This window comes from Albidovulum sp., from assembly GCF_049646345.1.
GTDB lineage: Bacteria > Pseudomonadota > Alphaproteobacteria > Rhodobacterales > Rhodobacteraceae > Albidovulum.
In genome coordinates, this window is the sequence record NZ_JBARVQ010000797.1 from 1 (window position 1) to 4,798 (window position 4,798).

Below are 4,798 nucleotides of genomic sequence, written 5' to 3' on the forward strand. Positions count from 1 at the left end.
TTCAAGGGCGGTGCCGATGATCTTGTTGGTATAGACATTGCCCTCTTTCACCACTTCGCGGACATAGATGTCCTGGATCGGATGGTGGTTCGGCCCGAACTTGAAATCACCACGCACGCTGGCGAAATCGGCCGCTTCAAGGGCGGAACGGAACGCGTCCTGATCGGCGACATCGGCCTTGGTCATGGCCGACAAGAGCAGGTTGGCGGTGTCGTAACCCTGGCTCGCGTAAAGCGACGGCAGACGCCCGAATTCGGCCTCGAACGCCGCGACAAAGGCCGCGTTGGCCGGATTGTCGATATCCTTGTTCCACTGCGAAGTGTTCTTCACCCCCAAAGCGGCATCGCCCACCGCCTGCAGAATTCCCTGATCGAAGGAAAAGGCCGGGCCGAGCAGCGGGATATCGACGCCGGATTCGGCATATTGCTTCATGAAGGCAATGCCCATGCCGCCGGGCAGGAAGAAAAAGACGCTGTCGGCACCGCTGGCGCGGATCTGCGCGATTTCGGCGGCGTAGTCGGTCTGGCCAAGCTGGGTATAAAGCTCGCCCGCCGCTTCGCCTTCATAAAAGCGCTTGTAACCGGCGATGGCATCCGTGCCTGCGGGATAGTTCGGCGACAACATGAAGGAATTCTTGTAACCCGCTGATTTCGCATAGGCTCCGGCGGCCTCATGCAGGTTGTCGTTCTGCCAGGCGACGTTGAAATAGTTCTTGTTGCAGCCCGCACCGGCCAAAGCCGACGGGCCCGCATTGGGCGACAGGTAGAACTTGCCCTGCGCCACGGCGGCGGGCACCACGGCCATGGCAAGGTTCGACCAGATGATGCCTGTCAGCACATCGACCTGATCGGACTGGATCATCTTGTCGGCAAGCTGCACGGCAATGTCGGGCTTGCGCTGGTCATCCTCGATGATCAGCTCGACCCCCGCCCCGGCATCACCCGCCATCTTCAGCGCCAGTTGGAACCCATCACGCACGTCGATGCCAAGGCCCGCGCCGCCGCCCGACAAGGTGGTGATCATGCCGACCTTGACGCCCTCGGCGCTGGCCATTCCGGTCATCAGCGCCAAAGCGGCAATGCCCGCGCTCAGTTGAGCTTTCAGTTTCATCGTCCTCTCCCTGTTTTATGTCGTTTTTCTTTTGCCGCATTTCTGCGCGTTTGGCGGGCCACGTCCAGCCCTTTCAGTACCTTTCCCTCAACCGGAACCGCTGGATCTTGCCGGTCTGGGTCTTGGGCAAGGCACCGGTAAAGACGATCCGGCGGGGGTATTTGTAAGGCGCGATGGTCTGTTTCACATGGTCCTGAAGGCGCTGGACACTCGCTGCATCAGGCCTGACGCCCTCCATCAGCACTACATGCGCCTCAATGATCTGGCCGCGTTCGGTATCCGGCGCGCCGATAACCGCGCATTCGAAGACATCGTCATGGGCTAGAAGGGCCGCCTCCACCTCCGGCCCGGCGATGTTGTAGCCAGCGCTGACGATCATGTCGTCATTGCGGGCGGCAAAGTGGAAATAGCCGTCCTCAGTCTGGATGAAGGTATCACCGGTGATGTTCCAGCCGTTCTGGACATAGGCAAGCTGGCGGTCATCAGCCAGATAACGGCAGCCGGTCGGCCCCTTCACCGCCAGCCGTCCGGGCGTTCCACGCGGACATTCCACGCCATTTTCATCGACCACCCGTGCCTCATAGCCCGTGACCGGCTTGCCCGTGCAGGCCGGTCGATGATCGTCGAAGCGGTTGGTCAGGAAGATATGCAGCATTTCGGTCGCACCGATTCCGTCCAGCATCGGCTTGCCGGTCTTTGCGATCCAGTCGTCATAGACAGGTGCTGGCAGCGTCTCGCCCGCGCTGACGGCAGCGCGCAGGGAGGACAGGTCCGCCCCCTCCTCCATCGCCTTCAACATCACCCGGTAAGCCGTTGGTGCAGTGAAACAAACCGTCGCCTTGTATTCCTGAATGATAGAAATCAGGTTGGGCGGTGTCGCCTGTTCCAGAAGCGCCGCCGCCGCACCAAAGCGCAAGGGGAAGACGGCGAGCCCGCCGAGGCCGAAGGTGAAGGCCAAAGGCGGTGAGCCGACGAACACATCCTCCGGCACCACCTGCAGCACCTCTTTCGCGTAACCATCCGCGATGATCATCAGATCACGGTGGAAATGTATCGTCGCCTTCGGCTCGCCGGTCGTGCCCGAGGTGAAACCCAGAAGCGCCACATCGTCCCGCCCCGTCGCGACCGCCTCAAACCGCACCGGCTTGCCGAGCGCGGCGCGGTCAAGATCCGCATCATGGTTCGCGGTGCCGTCGAATCCGATGACCTTCTTCAGGAAGCGCGATCCCTTGGCGCAGGCGACCATTTCCTCCATCAGCCGTGTATCGCAGAGGGCAAGCGAGACCTCGGCCTTGTCGACGATCTTGGTCAGTTCCCCCGCGCGCAGCATCGGCATGGTGTTGACCACAACCGCACCCGCCTTGGTCGCGGCCAGCCAGCAGGCCACCATCGCCGGGTTATTGGCCGAGCGGATAATCACGCGATTTCCGGGTCTTAAGCCATTATCCTCAACCAGAACATGGGCGATACGGTTGGACCAATCGGTAAGTTCCTTATAGGTGCGGATGCGGCCATTGCCGATCAGCGCGGTATGGTCGCCGAACCCCTTCGCGACCATCGCATCGGTCAGTTCGACGGCCGCATTCAGATGGTCGGGATAGTCGAACCCCGCCAGCCGCATCTCGGGCCACTGATCCGCCGGTGGCAGGTTGTCACGGGCGAAGCTGTCGGTATGGGCGCTTGGTCCCAGCATTCTCTCCTCCCCTCACTCCGGCACGACGGCCGTTGCCTCGATTTCCACTTTCGCCCGGTCCTCGACGAGGGCCACGACCTGCACCAGGGCCATCGCCGGGTAATGGTGCCCGATGATCTCGCGGTAAGCTGCACCGGTTTCGGGCAGGCTGGCCAGATAGTCGCGCTTGTCAGTGACATACCAGGTCAGCCGCACCAGATGCTCCGGGCCCGCCCCCCCTTCGGCCAGCACCGCGACGACATTGCGCAGGGCCTGCGCCACCTGCCCCGCGAAATCATCGGTTTCAAAGAGGCCATCGGCGTTCCAGCCAATGAGGCCGCCGGTAAAGATCATCCGGCCCGTCGCGGCCACGCCGTTGGCATAGCCTTTCGCGGGCTTCCAATGCGCCGGATGCAGGATCTCATGCGGGCTCATGCCGCCCCCTCCTCAAGATGTGCGGCCAGCCCCTCGGCCAGCTTCTGTGGCCAGCGTACGGGCTTCAGCCCCGGCCCGGTCCAGACGATCACCTGCCGGATGGTCAGACGCGGCTCCACCCCGCAGGTCACACGGGTTTCGAATGTGGCACTCGATCTGCCGATACGGGTCACGCGCAGGGTAAAGCGCAAGACCTCGCCCAGCCGCGACGGCGCGTGGAAATCGACATCGAGATGCGCGCTCGGCACACCGCCACCTTCCTCGATATGAATGCGGGCAAAGGAATAGTCCAATTCATCAGCAAAGAACCCCTCGACCGTGGCATTCAGCATCTCAAAATAACGCGGGTAAAAGACGATCCCGGCGGGGTCGCACTGACCGAACTGGACGGTGAAATCGCGGGCATAGCTCATGTCAGCAGGCTCCGCGCGATGACCAGCCGCTGCACGTCACTCGCCCCCTCATAGATGCGCAGGGCCCGGATTTCGCGGTACAGACTCTCAACCGCGAAACCCAGGCGCACCCCGTCGCCGCCATGCAGCTGCACCGCCATGTCAATGACCTCCTGCGCCGCCTCTGTGGCATAGAGTTTCGCCATCGCCGCCTCGCGGCTGATCCGTGCCGCACCCTGATCCTTGGCCCAGGCGGCGCGGTAGACCAGAAGGGCCGCCGCATCGATCTTCAGCGCCATATCGGCCAGATGCCCCTGCACCATCTGGTAGTCGGCGAGCACACCAGAGGGCCGCGCCCGCCCGGCCCGGGCCAATGCCTCATCCAAAGCTTGGCGGGCAAATCCCAAAGCCGCCGCGCCGACAGTGGGGCGGAAATGGTCAAGGACGGTCATCGCCATCTTGAATCCCTCACCCGCCCGGCCGATCAGCGCGGTCTCGGGCAAATCCACCCCTTCCATCCTCAGATGCGCCAGAGGATGCGGCGCCATGACCTCGATCCGCTCGACCACCGACAGGCCCGGCGCATCGGCTGGCATCAGAAAGGCCGAAAGGCCCTTCGCCCCCGGTGCCTCACCGGTCCGGGCGATGACGACATAGACATCGGCGATGCCGCCATTCGAGATATAGGTCTTCTCACCCGACACACGCCAGCCGCCGGTAATCCGCTCCGCCACGGTCGCCGCCGCCGCAACATCCGACCCCGCACCGGGCTCGGTCAGGGCAAACCCGGCAATGGCCTTGCCCGCCCTTGTCCGCGCCAGCCAGTCGCGCTGCTCGCGCGTGCCGAACAGGCTCACCGCCCCCATGCCCAGCCCCTGCATGGCAAAGGCGAAATCCGCGAGCCCGTCATGACGTGCTAAAGTCTCGCGGATCAGGCAGAGCGTCCTGATATCCAGCCGCTCGCCCTCACCCGCGCCACTATGCACCAACCAACCGCCCGCGCCCAGCGCGCCCACCAGCGCACGGCAGGCCGCATCGGCATCGCCGTGATCGACCGGCAGATGCGCCGCGCACCACGCTTCCAACGCCGCCGCCAGATCGCGATGGCGAGCCTCGAAAAACGGCCAGTCAAGAAAGCTTCTGTCTGCCACTTCTTCTGTTCCCAAATACTCCGGGGGTCCGGGGGCTG

Annotated in this window: 5 protein-coding genes; all 5 read right to left on the bottom strand. The window is 63.4% G+C overall.

The annotated features are described in order from the left end of the window. A partial coding sequence (locus tag WBB85_RS20940; RefSeq protein ID WP_432640516.1) for an ABC transporter substrate-binding protein occupies positions 1–1,110 on the bottom strand: 1,110 nt, incomplete at its 3' end. Between the two features lie 73 nt (positions 1,111–1,183). Continuing rightward, complete coding sequence (locus WBB85_RS20945) at positions 1,184–2,803, bottom strand: AMP-binding protein (protein ID WP_432640517.1); 1,620 nt, start codon at positions 2,801–2,803, stop codon at positions 1,184–1,186. Between the two features lie 12 nt (positions 2,804–2,815). After that, positions 2,816–3,217 carry a RidA family protein gene (locus WBB85_RS20950; RefSeq protein WP_432640518.1) on the bottom strand — a complete coding sequence of 134 codons (402 nt, stop codon included), beginning with the start codon at positions 3,215–3,217 and terminating at the stop codon, positions 2,816–2,818. Continuing rightward, on the bottom strand, positions 3,214–3,630 hold the full coding sequence (locus tag WBB85_RS20955) for an acyl-CoA thioesterase (RefSeq protein WP_432640519.1): 417 nt from the start codon (positions 3,628–3,630) through the stop codon (positions 3,214–3,216). Before WBB85_RS20955 ends, WBB85_RS20950 begins: the two co-directional genes overlap by 4 nt. Then, on the bottom strand, positions 3,627–4,760 hold the full coding sequence (locus WBB85_RS20960; protein WP_432640520.1) for an acyl-CoA dehydrogenase family protein: 1,134 nt from the start codon (positions 4,758–4,760) through the stop codon (positions 3,627–3,629). The genes WBB85_RS20955 and WBB85_RS20960 overlap by 4 nt, the downstream gene beginning before the upstream one ends. Between the last annotated feature and the right edge of the window lie 38 nt (positions 4,761–4,798).